Source organism: Haladaptatus sp. DJG-WS-42 (assembly GCF_037198285.1).
Taxonomy (GTDB): domain Archaea; phylum Halobacteriota; class Halobacteria; order Halobacteriales; family Halococcaceae; genus QDMS2.
Genome location: NZ_CP147243.1, coordinates 928,917 through 944,843 on the forward strand (window position 1 = coordinate 928,917; position 15,927 = coordinate 944,843).

The 15,927-nt window shown below is 61.9% G+C and carries 18 protein-coding genes; 4 read left to right on the top strand and 14 right to left on the bottom strand.

What is annotated here, in order from left to right:
- The first annotated feature begins 2 nt into the window (after nt 1–2).
- Nucleotides 3–254: a phosphoribosylformylglycinamidine synthase subunit PurS gene (gene purS, locus V5N47_RS05195; protein ID WP_338730347.1), complete on the top strand. Its 252-nt coding sequence runs from the start codon at nt 3–5 to the stop codon at nt 252–254.
- On the top strand, nt 251–922 hold the full coding sequence (gene purQ, locus V5N47_RS05200) for a phosphoribosylformylglycinamidine synthase I (RefSeq protein ID WP_338729798.1): 672 nt from the start codon (nt 251–253) through the stop codon (nt 920–922). Before purS ends, purQ begins: the two co-directional genes overlap by 4 nt.
- Nucleotides 923–1,258: 336 nt before the next feature.
- On the opposite strand, the gene V5N47_RS05205 is transcribed toward purQ, so the two are convergent.
- The gene (locus V5N47_RS05205) at nt 1,259–2,329 is read right to left on the bottom strand and encodes an archaeosine biosynthesis radical SAM protein RaSEA (RefSeq protein WP_338729799.1); all 1,071 of its coding nucleotides are present in this window, start codon (nt 2,327–2,329) and stop codon (nt 1,259–1,261) included.
- 91 nt (nt 2,330–2,420) lie between these two features.
- Between V5N47_RS05205 and V5N47_RS05210 the strand changes: the two genes are divergently transcribed.
- Nucleotides 2,421–3,674 carry a M20/M25/M40 family metallo-hydrolase gene (locus tag V5N47_RS05210; protein ID WP_338729800.1) on the top strand — a complete coding sequence of 418 codons (1,254 nt, stop codon included), beginning with the start codon at nt 2,421–2,423 and terminating at the stop codon, nt 3,672–3,674.
- On the opposite strand, the gene V5N47_RS05215 is transcribed toward V5N47_RS05210, so the two are convergent.
- Nucleotides 3,657–4,049, bottom strand: coding sequence for a VanZ family protein (locus tag V5N47_RS05215; RefSeq protein ID WP_338729801.1), 393 nt, complete (start codon nt 4,047–4,049; stop codon nt 3,657–3,659). The two genes, V5N47_RS05210 and V5N47_RS05215, sit on opposite strands and share 18 nt — an antisense overlap.
- Before the next feature lie 153 nt (nt 4,050–4,202).
- On the opposite strand from V5N47_RS05215, the gene V5N47_RS05220 reads away from it, so the two are divergent.
- A complete protein-coding gene (locus V5N47_RS05220; RefSeq protein ID WP_338729802.1) occupies nt 4,203–6,140 on the top strand; it encodes an aldehyde ferredoxin oxidoreductase family protein in 1,938 nt (645 codons plus the stop codon).
- A gap of 30 nt (nt 6,141–6,170) precedes the next feature.
- On the opposite strand, the gene V5N47_RS05225 is transcribed toward V5N47_RS05220, so the two are convergent.
- The 12 genes from V5N47_RS05225 to V5N47_RS05280 all read right to left on the bottom strand — a co-directional run bounded on the left by V5N47_RS05225 (nt 6,171) and on the right by V5N47_RS05280 (nt 15,760).
- Nucleotides 6,171–6,578: a hypothetical protein gene (locus V5N47_RS05225; protein ID WP_338729803.1), complete on the bottom strand. Its 408-nt coding sequence runs from the start codon at nt 6,576–6,578 to the stop codon at nt 6,171–6,173.
- Nucleotides 6,579–6,621: 43 nt separating this feature from the next.
- Nucleotides 6,622–6,990 (bottom strand): hypothetical protein, encoded by a 369-nt coding sequence (locus V5N47_RS05230; RefSeq protein WP_338729804.1) that lies wholly within the window; start codon nt 6,988–6,990, stop codon nt 6,622–6,624.
- Nucleotides 6,991–7,248 carry a hypothetical protein gene (locus V5N47_RS05235; RefSeq protein WP_338729805.1) on the bottom strand — a complete coding sequence of 86 codons (258 nt, stop codon included), beginning with the start codon at nt 7,246–7,248 and terminating at the stop codon, nt 6,991–6,993.
- A complete protein-coding gene (locus V5N47_RS05240; RefSeq protein WP_338729807.1) occupies nt 7,248–7,529 on the bottom strand; it encodes a ubiquitin-like small modifier protein 1 in 282 nt (93 codons plus the stop codon). The genes V5N47_RS05235 and V5N47_RS05240 overlap by 1 nt, the downstream gene beginning before the upstream one ends.
- 38 nt (nt 7,530–7,567) lie before the next feature.
- Nucleotides 7,568–7,954, bottom strand: a complete 387-nt coding sequence (locus V5N47_RS05245) for a hypothetical protein (RefSeq protein ID WP_338729808.1) — start codon at nt 7,952–7,954, stop codon at nt 7,568–7,570.
- Between the two features lie 36 nt (nt 7,955–7,990).
- Nucleotides 7,991–8,446 (bottom strand): hypothetical protein, encoded by a 456-nt coding sequence (locus V5N47_RS05250; RefSeq protein WP_338729809.1) that lies wholly within the window; start codon nt 8,444–8,446, stop codon nt 7,991–7,993.
- 36 nt (nt 8,447–8,482) lie between these two features.
- Nucleotides 8,483–10,234, bottom strand: coding sequence for an archaeosine synthase subunit alpha (gene arcS / locus V5N47_RS05255; RefSeq protein WP_338729810.1), 1,752 nt, complete (start codon nt 10,232–10,234; stop codon nt 8,483–8,485).
- The gene (gene tgtA / locus V5N47_RS05260) at nt 10,227–11,732 is read right to left on the bottom strand and encodes a tRNA guanosine(15) transglycosylase TgtA (protein ID WP_338729811.1); all 1,506 of its coding nucleotides are present in this window, start codon (nt 11,730–11,732) and stop codon (nt 10,227–10,229) included. Before tgtA ends, arcS begins: the two co-directional genes overlap by 8 nt.
- Nucleotides 11,733–11,786: 54 nt before the next feature.
- The gene (locus V5N47_RS05265; RefSeq protein WP_338729812.1) at nt 11,787–12,332 is read right to left on the bottom strand and encodes an NUDIX hydrolase; all 546 of its coding nucleotides are present in this window, start codon (nt 12,330–12,332) and stop codon (nt 11,787–11,789) included.
- A 30-nt stretch (nt 12,333–12,362) separates the two neighbouring features.
- The gene (locus V5N47_RS05270; RefSeq protein ID WP_338729813.1) at nt 12,363–13,154 is read right to left on the bottom strand and encodes an inositol monophosphatase; all 792 of its coding nucleotides are present in this window, start codon (nt 13,152–13,154) and stop codon (nt 12,363–12,365) included.
- Between the two features lie 38 nt (nt 13,155–13,192).
- On the bottom strand, nt 13,193–14,854 hold the full coding sequence (locus tag V5N47_RS05275; protein WP_338729814.1) for a hypothetical protein: 1,662 nt from the start codon (nt 14,852–14,854) through the stop codon (nt 13,193–13,195).
- Nucleotides 14,855–15,043: 189 nt separating this feature from the next.
- Nucleotides 15,044–15,760: a hypothetical protein gene (locus V5N47_RS05280; RefSeq protein WP_338729815.1), complete on the bottom strand. Its 717-nt coding sequence runs from the start codon at nt 15,758–15,760 to the stop codon at nt 15,044–15,046.
- Nucleotides 15,761–15,927: the final 167 nt, after the last annotated feature.

The following is a 15,927-nucleotide window of genomic DNA, read 5'->3' on the forward strand; positions in this document are numbered from 1 at the left end:
CGATGACTGCCTACACCGCGACCGTCACTGTGCGGCTCAAGCAGGGTGTGCTTGACCCGGAAGCCGAGACGACCAAACGCGCCTTAGAGCGCCTTGGCTACGACCTCTCCGCGCTCCGCTCGACCGAGCGCTACGAGATTGACCTCGAAACGGCAGACGAAGCGGGTGCAGAGGAGCAAGCCGCAGAGATGGCAGAGCGACTCCTCGCAAACCCCACCATCCACGACTACACGGTCGAGGTGACCGAGCGGTGATTGCCATTGTCCAGTTCGGCGGGAGCAACTGTGACCGCGACGCCCTGCGCGCGTTTACCGAACTCGGACTGGATGCGCAACTCGTCTGGCATGAAGACGGCCTCCCCGAGGACACGACTGGCGTGATGCTCCCCGGCGGCTTTTCATACGGCGACTATCTCAGAGCCGGGGCGATGGCCTCGCGCTCGCCCATCATGGAGGAGGTGCGAGACGCCGCAGAAAACGGCGTGCCCGTCCTCGGCGTGTGCAACGGCGCACAGATTGGCTGTGAGTCGGGGCTGACGCCGGGTATGTTCACAACGAACAAGAGCGCCCGTTTCCAGTGTGAACACGTCTATCTGCGGGTCGAAAACGCGAACACGCCGTGGACGCGCGCCTACGACGAAGGCGAGGTTATCGAACTCCCAATCGCCCACGGCGAGGGACGCTTCGAAATCACGGACGACGAGCTCGCACAGCTCGAAGCAGACGACCGCATTCTGTTCAAATACTGTGACGAGGATGGCAACGTCACTGAAAAATCGAATCCGAATGGCTCAAAAGCGAATGTGGCAGGAGTTACGGGGCTCAAGCCGTCAGTCGCGGTACTAATGCCACACCCCGAGCGCGCCTCGTTGCCAGACATTGGCACCACAGACGGACAGGGCGTGTTGTTGGGTTTCAACTAAGCGGAACACAGGGCAGCCACCCGTGCTCCAGGGAACGTTATGGCAGGACCTCCATCGGTCTATCCGTGGCGATCCATTGGTCGGAGTTCTCACCGTCTCGAATCTCGATCCAGCCGTTTGACCAGACGAGAAGTTCGTACCGCGTCGTAGCTTGTCCCATATCCCCACACTCTTCGGCACCCCGAGCGAATACAGCGACCTACCCATGTCAACACCGTACTCTGTTCGGCCGTGCCGTATGACAGTGGATGTCAATTAGTGCCTTTGTTATAGGCTACCTGTAATGTGCTAACGACTGTTTACAAAAGTGGTAGGACTTCCTTACTGATGGTTCATTCAGTTCGTGAGTGGCATGTTGAAACTCGTTTCGTGCGCCATGACGAGGTCCCACGTCTCCTCGCATTCACAGGCTACCTGGTCGAACACCGAGGGGTCCTGGCGCAGGTCGAAGTCTTTTATCGCGAGTTGGACGCGGTCGTCACACTCCCCGCAGTTGTGCGCGCCGCGCTCTTGGCCGTGACCGACCGGGTCTGAGACGACGATGGCGTCTACGTCTGCGGTTTCGCGCAGGATGTGTGCGACACTCCAGAGCCACGGCGGGCGGTAGCCCGAGTTGTGGAACAGCTCGTTGACCATCGTGTAGCGCTGGACGTTGGTCGGGTTCATCGAGACGGTGTGGGCGTACTCCGCACAGCGCTCGATGGAGGAAATCATGTCGGAGACGGCTTCCGGTTCAGAGAGGAACGGGGGCTTGAACAGAAGGTAGGCTTTGATACCTGCACCCGCGCGGTCGGCTTCTTCGCTCGCTGCGATGAAGTCGTCGAAGTCGAAGTACTTGTTCACGCAGTCGCGGCGCACGCGGTCGGTGGCCGTTTCGAGGCCTACCGCGATGTCCGTGTTGAGGCCAACGTCCACGAAGTCTGCGACGCGGTCTTCTTTGACGAAGTCCGGGAGACTCTCGAGGACGATTCGCTTTCGGTCCGAAAAGGTCTCTGCGATGGCCTGTCGGCTCTCTGCAGGGACTTCGCGCTCATCTAAGAAACTGCCGGAGGTGTAGATTTTGATGAGGTCGGCTTTCTCGTCTGCGCGTTCTTCCTCGTGGTCGAGACAGACCTGAATCTGGTCCATCAACTGCTCGTGGGTGACGCTCCCGCCTTCGACAGATTCGGAGACGTAGCCACACATGGTGCAGCCACCGGCGCGTGCCCAGCGACAGCCACCGGTGTTCAGAATGATGGTCAACGACTGGTAGACGCCGTCTGGCGTGTTGTCCTCGTCCAGCCAGACGCGTGTTGGCTCGTGCGGGTCGTAGGTACGCTGTTTTTTCGCGCGAATCTCGCGCATCACCTTGTTGTGGGCGTCCATCCCGCGCCCCTGTTCGTACACGTCGGGGCCCTGCTTGCTCATTACCCGGACTATCGGCCGTGGGGCTAAATCGGCTTCGTCTGCGAACGCACCGTCCGAACCTTTCTTTGAACGGCGACAAGTATGACGACCAATGACCGCTCGGTTGGCTCTCGAATCTGACCTCCGCCAGTTCGTCTCCCGACTCCTGCGCTTCGATACGACCGCACCGAACGAGAAGGCCGCCCAAGCGTGGGTCGAACAAACCCTTGTGTCGTGGGGCTTTGAAACCTACACGTGGACGGCAGACGCCGCCCGCCTCGCCACACACCCGTCGTTTCCGGACGACCCGGCAGCAATCGACGTGGCAGACCGCCCGAGCGTCGGCGGCGTCCTCGAATTCGGCGACCCAGAAGCAGGCCCGACGGTCGTCTTGAACGGCCACGTCGACGTGGTTCCCGCAGAAGGTGAGTGGTCCTCAGACCCGTTCGAGCCGACGTGGGACGGCGACAATCTCACCGCGCGCGGTGCGGCAGACATGAAATCCGGCCTCTCTGCGTGTATCTTCGCCGCGCGAACGCTGGCCGAGAGCTCGGAAAATCTGAACGGCCGCGTCGTCGTCGAAAGCGTCGTTGGAGAGGAAGAAGGCGGCATCGGCGCGGCCGCGGCCGCCCTCGACAATCCCTACCCCTTCTCACGCGACATGGCGCTCATCGCAGAGCCGACCGAGTTGCGCCCCGTCCTCGCCGTCGAAGGGAGCGTTATGAAACGCCTCGAACTCGCGGGACGCTCGGCTCACGCCGCCCGCCGCTGGTGCGGTGAGTCCGTCCTCCCGCACTTCGAAGCCATCCGCCGTGCCTTCGAGGAACTCGAGGCTGAGCGTGCAGAGCGCATCCAACACCCACTCTACGACCGCTTCGAGAACCCGTGGCCGACCTCCTTCGGAACCGTCCACGCCGGGTCGTGGGCCTCGACGGTGCCCTCAGAACTCACCGCGGAGGTCAGAATCGGGGTCGCACCCGGTGAAACCGTTGCCGCTGTCGAAGCCGAGTACGAAGCGCGCCTCGCAGACGTGGTCGCGGAAAACGAGTGGCTGAGCGAACACCCACCGTCGTTCGAGCGTTTCTCTATCCAGTTCGAAGCCGGTGAGATTAGCGAAGCCGAACCGATTCACCGCGCGCTGCAGGCGGCGATGGCCGAGGCTGGCCTGTCGAACCGCGAGCCAATCGGTGAAACCTACGGCGCAGACTCGCGCCACTACATCGAAGCCGGAATCCCGACTGTGGTGTTCGGCCCCGGAACCATCGACCAAGCGCACTTCCCAGACGAGACAATCGACTTCCGCGAGGTCGTCACTGCGACGAGCGTGATTGCAGACACCGTCTCACGGCTACTGCAGACGGAGTAGTCTGCGCCCGACGAGCACCCACGCGAGCACGCCAATCGCCGCGCCGACGGAGTTTGCGGCGATGTCTGCGAGGTCGAAGCTCCGTTCGGGAAGCGGATACTGGATGAACTCGATGGTGATGCCATAGCCAAGGGCGAGCACAAAGGCGGCGAGTCGTCCGTGGCGATACTTGTTGAGCACCATCGCAAGCACTCCGGCCTGTCCGGCATACGCGAGGCTGTGGAGCCACTTATCGAGGTGGAACAGACCAAGTGGCCCCCACGAAGAGATGCCGGAGCTCGGCGGTTTTATCACCGACATGAAGAGGATGGCGCCGGCCACGGTCAGCGGAAGGGCGTAGCGGACGCGGCCGACTTCCAGACGGACTGGCTCCATTGTCGCTGTCGAAGCGTCGCAATGACAAAATACTGGTGCCTTCAACGACCGCGACGGTTCAGCACAGCAATTTTTCGACGTAATCACATCCAGTTACGTTCTCGTAAAAACTACCAACACCTCTCAGTGCGTATGTAAGTGCGAGACGTTACCATGAGTGATATTGGCGGCTTTCAAGACCATGTTGCGAGGATTGACCTGTCAGCTGGGTCAGTGGACTACGAGGGGATAGACGAGGAGGATGCGCGCAAGTATATCGGCGGTCGCGGCCTCGGCGTCAAGTACGTGTTCGAGCAGGGGCCGGACGTAGACCCGCTTGGCCCGGACAACCTGCTCGCGTTCATGAACGGCCCGCTTACGGGCACACAGACGGTGATGAGCGGTCGAATCGCGGTCGTCACCAAATCTCCGCTTACGAACACCGTGACCGACTCCCACCACGGTGGATGGAGCGGCGCACGCCTGAAATGGGCTGGCTTCGACGGTCTGCTGTTCACCGGGAAAGCAGATGCCCCAGTGTACGCCGTCATCGAAGACGGTGAAGTCACGCTCAAAGACGCCTCCCACATGTGGGGCTGGGGCGTCCACGACACCATCAGCGAGCTCGAAGACGAGGTCGACGGCCAGCGCGGCAAGAACTTCAGCTGCATGGCCATCGGCCCCGGCGGCGAGAATCAGGTGCGCTACGCCTGCATCGTCAACGAAGACGACCGCGCGAGCGGCCGCGGTGGCACAGGCGCGGTCATGGGCTCGAAGAACCTGAAGGCAGTCGTCATCAAATCGACGACGAAGATGCCGAAGCCGAAAGACCCGGAGACGTTCAAGAAGGGCCACCAGCAGGCGATGCAGGTGATTCAGGAATCGGACGTGACCGCGCCGAACGAAGGCGGCCTGTCGCTGTACGGGACGAACGTCCTCATGAATCTCACCGAAGAGATGGACGGCCTCCCGACGCGCAATGGGAAGTACACGAGTACCGCGAGCGAGGCGCGCGAAAGCCCGAGCGACCCGAACATCGACTCGGAGAAAGTGTCCGGCGAGAACGTCCGCGAGAACATCCTCGTCGACGAACCGACCTGCCACTCCTGTCCGGTCGCGTGTAAGAAAGAAGTCGAGGTGCAGGTCATGCACAAGGGCGACGAGATGAACGTCCGCATGGAGTCGTTCGAGTACGAATCGGCGTTCACGCTCGGGCCGAACTCGATGAACGACGACCGCGACAAGGTTGCGGTCATGATCGACCAGTGTAACAACCTCGGGCTTGACACCATCGAGACGGGCAACATGATTGCCATGGCGATGGAGATGACCGAGGAAGGCAAGTTCGACGGCAACTTCGAGGGCATCGAATGGGGCGACGCAGACGAGATGATCGACCTCATCGAGGACATCGCGGTTCGTGAGGGCGAACTCGCAGACCTGCTCGCAGGCGGCGCAAACCACATCGCAGAGACGATGGACGCCCACGGCAACTCGCTCGCCGTGAAGGGCCAGACCATCCCGGCGTACGACCCACGCTGCATGAAGGGCATGGGCATCGCCTACGCCACCTCGAACCGCGGGGCGTGCCACCTGCGCGCCTACACGCCGTCGGCTGAAATTCTCGGCCTGCCCGAGAAGGTTGACCCGTACGCGTGGGAGGGCAAAGGCGAACTCACCATGGCGTTCCAAGACCTCCACGCCATCTCCGATTCGTTCGACATCTGCAAGTTCAACGCCTTCGCAGAGGGCATCGAAGAGTACGTCCTCCAGTACAGCGGTATGACCGGCTTCGACGTGACCGAAGACGAACTGCTCGAAACCGGCGAGCGCATCTACAACTTAGAGCGCTACTACAACAACCTCGCCGGCTTCGAAGGCGAAGACGACTCGCTGCCCGGACGCTTCGTCGAAGGCCCAGACGCCATCCCCGGACAGGGTGCTTCTGAAGGCCAGCTCTGTGAACTCGACCAGATGAAAGCAGAGTACTACACGGCGCGTGGCTGGGTCGACGGCGTCGTCCCAGACGAGAAACTCGACGCACTCGGCATCGACATCGGCCCCGGTACGGGCGTGAGTTCCGGAGGCGGCGCGGCACCCGCAGACGACTAACCCACTCGCTTTCTTTTGTTTCTCGCCGCGTCAGTAGATGATTCGCTGGCGCATGTCTCGACGGATTGCACCGAGCGCCGTAGCCGTGCCGATGAGTGCGATGAGCGACGGGCCGAACGTTGACGGATTCAACCAGTCGAACGACGAGAAGTACGAGAGGTAGTAGTACTGTCCCTGATATTTCACCACCTCGGGGTAGTCGATGTCGTCTTCGACCGTCACGACACCACCGCCTTTCACCTGCTCAAAAATCGCCTGTTCGGTTGGGCTCATCTCCGCAAAGTAGGCCGTCGGTTTGTGTGGCGAGGGCGCATCTCGCGTTTCGACGTACTCGACGTGATAATCCATATCTGCAAACGGGAAGAACAGCGCCACACCAGCGAGTGCGACGCAGGCACCGACGAAGAGGAGGATGAAATTAATCGTCGATTGGTTCATACTCGCAGGTCAAACAACCACGATAAAAGCTTTCTGCCGGGTGTTAGGCTTCTGCTTTTCCGATGACGATGCAGTCGCGGATGTCGAGGGCAGCGTCGAACTCGAATCGTCGGTCCTCTCTGCGCCCCACACGCAGGAGTTGTTCGTTGTGCGCCCGGCGGACGGCGTTCATCTCGCGGTCGTTCATGTCCACACGGTGGGCGATGACCGCCCACTGCTCGTGGCCGACGAAGAAAAAACAGGCCGCCTCCGTTTCGAAGACGAGTTCGAAGCGGTCACGAAATTCGTCGAGTTTCGGCCCAATCTGTTCTTGGACACGGTCTACGAGGGGGGCGAGGTCGTGGGCGGGAACGCTCGCTTTCGCCCCGGCGATGAGCAACACCTGTCCTTCGATTGGGTCGCCGTTTGCCATCTACCCACCTGCGCGCATCGCTTTCTGTGAGAATCGCTCGACCAGTTCGTCGAGTATCGATTCGTCGCCAGAGAAAACGACGGTCACCTCGGTCAGTTCGAGCGACGGGCCGATACTGACTTTCTCACTGGAAACGTGTGCCGTCCAGTCGGAGGCGACAATCGTCGCTTCGTCGCCACCGGGTTCGCCGCCGAGATTCTGCAGATAGTGTTTGGCGAGGCGTTCTGAGATACCGCGAAACGATTTTTCTATCTGCATCAGCCACCTGCGACCGGCGGGAAGACGCTCAGTCGGTCGCCAGCTTCGAGTTCGGTGTCGACGCCTTTCATGTGGAGGACTTCCCGGCCGTTTTTGAGGACGCTGAGCTGTGGGAGGATGTTGCCGTCGCCGTCTAAGAGACTGCCGGAGAGGCCGTCAAACTCGGCTTCGATCGAGTCGAGCACTTCGCCGACGGTCACGTCGTCGTCGAAGTCGCGTTCGATGGTTTTTGACCCGACGGCTTCTCTGAAAGTGGCGAAGAATCGGAGTTCGACCTGCATTACCCACAGACAGAGGCGCAAGCAGTATAAATATGGGCCTACCGGCCACCGAAACGAATGCCGTCTTCGACAATGCGGGCATTTCGTTCTCGGTCGAGTTCGGCGGCGAGGGCGTCGTGGTCGTACAGTTGCGTGATGAGCGACGCCTGCAGGTTGCGCCACGCGATGGCGTAGATGGGCGACTGCCCCCACGCACGAAGCTCGGGAACGAACTCGTCGTATTTCTCCAGTCGGGCCTCCATGCGGTCGATTGCTTCGAGGACAAAGCGCGCGGCTTCTGCGTCGTCTTCTGCCTCGGCTATCGCGCGGTTGATGCTCGACTCCCAGCCCTCGACGGCGCGCTCCATGTCTTTGGCCGCGTTCTGGCCGTCTTCGGGAAGCGACTCGACAATCTGTGCTGGCAGTGCGAGTGACACGTCGTCCATGTACGAAGGTGACATGGCGCGTGTAAAATGGTTGTGCTACACGTGTGTCGGAGCGGGAGCACCCGTCCGGAACGTCGCAAATGCTGCGCCAGCAAAGACGAACAGCGTGAAGGTCATTGCGCGGAGGATGGCGGTGTAGGCACTCCCCAAAATGGGGAACGTGACTTGGAGACCCCCCTGTCCGTCGAGTGCGACGAACGTTACAATCGCTGTGCCGAGCAGTAAGCCGACGAGTGCGCCCCCGAAACACGAAGTGAGCACGTTCTTGTATGCGACAGCCACGTCGACGCGCTTGCCCGTCACGTAGCCGAGGACAACTGCGAGGACTGGACTGACGAGAAACCCGAGAACGGAGACGACGAAGGCTGCACCACCGAGTTGCGAAAATGGTTGATTGAGAAGAATCTGGAGGTACTGTGAAACCGTCATTATCGCGCCAGCGAGACCAGCCAAGGCGAAGGCCGAAACCGCAAGCCGTCTATCGAGAGCCATAGCGGCACCACTCAGCCCCCGGTAATAACAATTCGCCTATACTTCTTCGACGTGGCGAATCTGCACCGCGATGCCGCGCGTGCTCGTCGCCATCTCGCGGCCGCTCATCTGCGCGACCCCGACGGCGAACGCTTGTGGGCCTTGCACGACCACGTCGTCGCCGACGCGGATGTCCTCGCTCGCAGTAACGACGCCGGGGGCGAGCACCGACCCTTGTGGAACGAAGTTGTCGATTTCGACGGTTTTCGTGGGCACGTCGCTTTCGAGCCAGTGACGTGCACCATCGAGCGTAAAGGAGAGCGTTCCGTAAAGCGGCACCATCGCGGCCAACTGCGTGCCGTCGGACGTGTGGGCCCGGAGTTTCGGATATCGCCCCTGAATCGAGAGGTCGGGGAACAGCTCGTCGCCCGCACCGTCACCGAACTGGTAGTCCGCGAGCGCGCGAAGCGTGTTGTGCTGGCGCTCGCTTTTGAGATACTTTGATTCGCCGTCGAGCGTCTGCATGAGGTTGCCGATGGATTCGGGCGTCGTCGGGTGGTCTTCCACCGTGTATTCGATGTCCAAGTCGAGTGCTTCCTCGACGCGTTCGACGATGTCGCGGTAGCCCTTCTCCGGGACGTGGGCGATGATACGCGGATACTCGTTGCGTTCGAGATAGCGTTTCAGCACTTCCGCGACGAACTGCTTTTCGTCCTCAGACCAGTGGCCGGTGACAACCGAATCGTAGTGCTGGGCCGGATAGGTCGTTTCGAGTTCCTGTGGCACCACGCCAATCGGCGAGGTCATCGAGACGAGGTGGGCGCGGAACTGAATCGCGTCGTGGTACTGCCCGTGGCTCTGGGACTCGCTGTAGGGCTTGCGCGCAGAACACGGCACGAGCACGAGCGGGTTGTCGAAGCGGTTTGTATAGCGGCTGGTCACGCGGTCTGCAAACCGCTGGATTTCGACGCGTTTCAGCGAATCTTCGGTCGCCGCGAGCAGTTCGGTGCGGCGAAACAGCGGCGTGTGCTCCTCCATGTAGGCGTACTCCTGGTCGAACCGGCGAAAGGCAGACGTGAGCCACGCCTCGTGGCGTGCTTGCCCTTCGATGTAGTCGCGCAGGCGACCGCGGCGAATGCGCTGGCGGACGATGCCCAACTGGGCGCGAAGCGCGTTCACGTTGTGTTCTGCACAGTCGGCACGGGTGAACTCGGAGAGCGGTTTCTGACAGGCTGAACACGCACACGGAAGTTCTGCTAAGTCCTCAAGGAAGTGCTGGCCGTCGGTGGTGAGGTAGAACCCTTGGGTGCCCTTGATGCGCGCTTGGGTGGCGTCCACGAGGTCAACCCCGGCGTAGACGAGTGTGGCGACGTTCGCGGGCGTGGCGACGCCAGAGAGCATGAGCGCGGTGTCTGCGGGCGTGGCTTCTTTCATCGCGATGATGGCGTCCACGAAGGCGGCGGCATGGCCGATGACGCGTTGGGCCTCAGAGAGCACGTACACGTCAGCGCCGAAGTCGTCTACCGAGTACTGGGAGACGACGGCCGCGCTCGGGAACTCCACGTCCGGGTAGTCGGGGCCAAAGGAGTCTGCGACTTCCGGCGCGGTGCCGCCGGGAAGCCCGCGATACGGGAGAATCGTCACCTTCTCCGGGTCGCCCTCGGGGAGGTCGCGCTCTTTTGGCCAGCGACTCCCGGCATCGACGACCACGTCGTCTGCGAGCGTCGGCGTCGTCACCGACTCAGCGAGGCGAAGTTCACCGACGCGGGCGGCCCCATCCCGGTGGTGCACCTCGAAGTACTCAGTCATGGTTCTCCTCTGGCGCGTCGTCGTTTTTGTCCATCGATTCTAAGTCCACGACGTCGATGTCGTCTGGAAGTCCCGCGACGATGGCTGCGGGCCAGCCCTTGTGGGCGACCGTGAACTCGGTGTCGGGATTCGCCGCGATGAGTGCTTGAATACCGGCGATGGCTTGGCGATACGCTTCGTCGTCGATGCGTTCTGGCACCTCCGCGGTGAGCGGGTACGTCTCGCGCAATGCCCTTGGGAACGGGCCAAACGGCGGGAGCAGTCGCCACGACTCGTCGTAGTTGTCTGAGGAGCCTGCCTCGGTGAGGAGGACGTGGCCCTCCGGTGACAGCCGCGTGAGTCGCTTGTGGTGGCGGACGACTTCGGGGCGGTATGCGCTCTCAGAAGAGAGATAGAAGAAGGCGTCTTTGCTCGATGGGTCGGCTTCTTCGAGCAGGGCTGCGTGTTCGAGCATGGCCCGGTAGCCGTCCAACATGGCCGGGTGCGAACGGGCGCGCGTTTCGACGAGTTCCATGAGCGTCCCGCGACGGATGGCCTGCTTGATGGTGCGAATCTCCTCGAAGGAAACGTGGAGGTTATGTTCTGCGAGCAGGCGTTCTCGCTCCTTGTTCGAGACCTGTTCTAAGTCCGCAGGCGTGTGCTCGGCACAGACTGGGCACGAACATGGGAAGTAGTCGAGTTCGTCGAAGTGCTTGGTTCCCCGCACAGTGAGATAGCGCCCGTCGCGGGCGTAGAGCGCGTAGGCCGCAGAGTCAAAGAGGTCACAGCCAAGCGCGACGGCGAGGGCGAACATCATCGGGTGGCCTGCGCCGAACAGATGGACCGGCGCGTCCGCGCCGAGGCCGTCTTTCGCGGCGGCGACGGCGTCCACCATATCGTCGAAGCGATAGCCGTTCATGAGGGGAACGACCGCGCCGACCGGGAACACGTCGAGTGAGGTGCTGTAGGCGTGTGCTGCGGCCGCTTTCCGGAGGTCAGGGTAGGTCGAACCTTGGACGGGAGCGTTCACGAGCATCTCGCCGACGTCCACGGTTTCCGCGAATTCGAGTCGCTCTTGGGTGGTGGCGAGTTCCGCCTCTGCCTGTTCGCGAGACACGTCCGGGGGCGTTGGAATGTCAACCGGCGTCCCGATGTCCGAACCGATGTCGTGTTGGAACTGGAGGATTTCCTCGGTATCCACGCTGATTTCGCCGTATTCTGCGAGTTGGAAGGAACCAGAATCCGTCATGATCGCGCCGTCGAAGTCGAGCATCTCGTGAAGACCCACGTCTAAGGCTTGCTCGCGCACGTCGTCGCTCTGGTAGATGATGTAGCTGTTCGTGATGAGAATCTCCGCGCCGAACTCAGAAGCGAGTCGGGACGGAGCCACCGTCTGGCGGTTCGGATTCACGACGGGGAGGAGCGCCGGTGTCTCCACCGTGACGCCCGCCCGCGGAACCGAAAGTCGCCCGATGCGGCCCGCGGCGTCTGAATCGCGGACCTCGAAGCTGTCGCGCATTGTCCGAAACTTCGACGGAACAGGGATACACATTCCGTTCTCAGAGCGCGCCCCTCAAGCGAAGCGTTCGTAGTAGAGCGTCCCGAGCACCGCCCGCCCATCTCGAATCTCGCCCGCTTCGATGGCCGCGAGCAGGTCGTCGTAAGAGTCGGTTACGACGCGAATCGACTCGTTGAAATCGAGGTTCTGCTCGCTCGCGGGGTGGCAGTCGTAGGCGACGAAGTAGTGATGCACCGCGTTCGCGATGCCGTTTGCCGGTTCGACGGTGGTGAGGTGCTCGACTCGACTTGCTTCGTGACCCGTCTCCTCTTCGAGTTCGCGGTGGGCGGCGGCCGCCGGGTCGTCGTCTTCGGACTCCATCGTTCCTGCTGGAAGCCCGCGATTCACGCGTTTTACCGCCTGTCGCCACTCCTCGATGAGCACCACGTCACCGTCCGGGGTGAACGGGAGAATAACGACAGCAGGCGGCTCTGAGAGAAAGTCGAAATCCGTCTCCGTGCCGTCGGGCAGGCGCACGTCTTCGTGGGTCACGTCGAAGCCGGGGCAGGTGTAGGCCGTCTCCGTGGCGAGCGTTTCCCACTCCAAGGGGTCTGCGGTCATTGCCTGCCTTTTGGCGAGCGCGGTGAAAAATCAGGGGATAATCGAGAGCAAGTCGTCGTGGATATTCCCGTTCGAGGCGACAACGCCCTCTGCGTCCCATCTCCACGGGTTGCCGTCGATGTCGGTCACGGTGCCCCCGGCTTGCCGGACGAGGTGGACGCCCGCGACGGTGTCCCACGGCGAGAGCGTGACCGCGGAGACCGCACCGTCGAGTTCGCCCGCCGCAACCATCGCAAGCGAGACTTGGCCGGTGCCAAAGCGTCGGAGGTCACCAAAGGATTCGAGCAGGTTGCGGGACACTTCTGCGAACAGCGGGCGGTGTTGGGACTGGAGGCCGAAGGTGAGCGAGACGGTACACAGCTCGGGGTCGTCTCGGTCGCTCACCGTCACCGGTTCGTTGTCGCGGAGAGTTGTCGTGCTCGCAACGTACTCGTCGCCGAGGGCGGGCAGGCGCGTGACCGCGGCCTGTGGTTCGCCGTCGACGACGTAGGCGATGCACGTCGCCCAGACACGGTTGCCGTGGGTGAAGTTGTTCGTCCCGTCGATGGGGTCTATCACCCACGCATGGCCCGTGTCTGGAACGTCTTTGAGTTGGTCGCCCTCCTCACCGACAATCGTGTGGTCGGGAAACGAGTTGCGGATGACTTCGACGACGCGATTCTGGGCGTCTACGTCGGCTTGCGTCACGGGGTCCATCTTGCTCGCTTTCGCGGTGATAGAAAGGGGCGTCCGAAACGCAGAGAGGGCGACGTTGCCGCCTGCGGTCGCGGCGTCGCGGGCGACGGAGAGCGCGCGGTCTACATCGGATGGCGTAGCTGTCACGTCATGCAGGAGAACAGCAATCGGTAAAAACGCACGCCCTACGCGTTGGTTCCCGAGTCCGTGGTATCTGCGGTCTGGGTCGGGGATTTTGCAACCTTGTAGATGAGCACGCCGTCGTTCTCGTAGACGAGGTCGTAACGCGGGGCCTCGTACAACGAGTCTTGCATCCCGAGTCCCGCCTCGCGTTCTTTCCCGCGAACCGTGTAGCCGTCTTTCGGGACGTAGAGGTAGTCGGGGTGACGGTCACCGAAGGCGAGCAGTTGGGTCACACAGTTTGCACTACCACAGTTCGAGATGGCCTTGTAGTACTCGACCTCCCAGTAGTAGGTGTGTGAGGTCGTCCACTCGACCCCCCACGGCCCGACGATGATGGTTCGCTCCGAGAACAGGGGCACCCACTCTGCGGTGTCGCCCATCACGACAAACGTGGCATCGTGGGGCGTGTTCGACTGCATCCACTGCATCGCCTCGCGGTCGTAGTCGTCCATCGTGGCCGGTTGGGCGGCGCTATGGTCGTACTCCGTCTGGAGTGTACTCGTGGCGAAGGCGACACCCGTGCCGACGGCGGTGAGCATGACGAGGCCAACGAGGGCTACCGACGCGACACGATAGACGTCGCCGCGCGACGTGCGCTCTGCGAGGAACGTTTTGAGCGCGGGCAACACGCCGTCGAACACGAGGAAGGCAACGAGCATCGCGCCGCCGACGAACAGGAAGCGGTCTTTCCCGATGAGGTAGCTCGCGCCAATCGCCCAGATGACGAGGAAATACCGCTTTTTCCAGAGTCCATAGCCCGCGGCGACGAACACCGCGAGGTAGAACACCGAGATGATGTCTTTCTCCTTGAGCGGGATGATGAACTGCCGGTAGATGCGGGACCACCCGCCGCCGAGGCCGTGGTGGGTGCCAGAGGCCTGCAGGAAGATTTCGGGGCCGTGGGTGGCGAAAATCTGGAGCCACCACGGCGCGGCGAGCAGGATGCCACCTCCGGCGACGATGGCACCGTAAACCAGTCCATAAAACGACCGGTCGAACACGGCGTAGGCAAGCAGGTAGCTAAAGGCGAAAAACACGGTGTACGTCGGGTGGGTGAGCACCTCGATGCCGAACAGCGCCATCCCGGGCACGATCCAGCGGCGGTCGCCAGTCTGGAACAGCCGAATCCCGGTGTAGGCTCCGAGCAAGGCGATCGTGACTGCCGGGGCGCGGACGATGCCACCGGCCGAGAGGTGCCACCGAAGCACCGCCGGTGCGCCCGCGAAGATGATGGCCGCGAGGCCTGCCTGCCGTTTCGAGTCGAGGAGGTGACGCGCGAGGAAGTAATACGGCACCATCATGAGCGTCAGCACTGCGCCGGGGATGAAGCGCGTGAGCGTGATGGCATCGACGCCGAACAGGTCGCGAATCACCGCGTAGACGTAGAACATGAACGGCGGGTACGCGAATGGGACGCCCGCTTCGGTGTAACCCGGAATCCGCTCGGGGAGCGCGTAGCCGTTCTGGACAATCGCATCGGAGATGGCGATGTACAACCCTCCGACGTAGGCCGGGTACTGGTGGGTTGCGAGGTAGGACACGTAGACGGTAGCGGCGGCGAGGATGGCGAGGCAGAGCCACGTCACGTCGGTCAACGTCACCGTATGGTTCCGCCAGTCTGGGAGCAGCGAGTGGCGGGTGCGCGAGCGGGGTGGTGTGGACATGGCTAGCTCGTCACCCCACTGGAGCGTGCGAAGAGGGGGGAGGTGCGGGGGCGACGAAGACCACTCTGGGCGAACAGAGTCATTGCAAGAATGCAAATCAGAGAACGGCCATTATTATGGGCGACGTAAGGACAGAAACGTGAGTGGTCACCTCGGTGTTAGCTTGCGATTTTCACCGCGAGTTGTGCGTTATAACTCAACGTGCGACAGGTTCGCATCAAGCTCGTCTACGTGTTCGTTGAACGCCTCGATAAAGCCACGAAAGCCCTCTGCATGGCGCTTTACGTCCGGAGCCGACGGCGGCTCGTACTGCGAGACGAGGTATACTCCGCCCTCGCCACCGACCCGAAGGTACGACGCCCGGTCGCCCTCCCACTTCAACTCCCAGCGCTTGCCTGAAACCGTGGTTTTCCACGCGCCGTAGTCAGTTCCATTAAACCGGTGGAGTTGGGCGGAAATCGCGTCCGCAGTCTCTCGAATCGTCCGCACGAGGCGGTCGCGCTCTTCGACGACCGACGCCGTGGACGCAACCTCGGGGAAGTCAGTCGGAACGTCGTCTAAAATCCCCTCGAACGACGCGACATGGTCGTTAAACGCCCGGACGAACGCCCCGTAATCCTCCATCGCCAGCGCGAGGTCGTCCGGTGCGGGTGGCTGTTTGGTCGAAACCACGTAGATGTCGCCCTTTTTGCCCGAGTATCTGAGATAGTCGAGGTTGCCTGCTTCGTACTTAACCGTCCAATCACCCTTGCTCGTCGAGAACGTCTCTTGGCCGTAGTCGCCGCCTTTCAGCAAGGCGAGTTCGCGCGCAATCGTCCCCGCGTGTTCGTACACCGCAGACACGACCGCATCTCGCTCCGTCGCCACGTCTTCCGTTTCCGCGATTTCCTCATCGAGTCCGTCCATTACCGTTGGTTGGGCGGTTTCGCGTAAAAGGCGTTGGTAAGGGTGGAGTGGAAGTGAAGGCCAGTGCAGATTCGAACTCGCTACTGGCCAGCGCAGATTCGAACATACTCGCAACGAATTGCTCGCTGCTCGGAATCCACGGATTCCGAACCCCGGTCGCTCGCTTC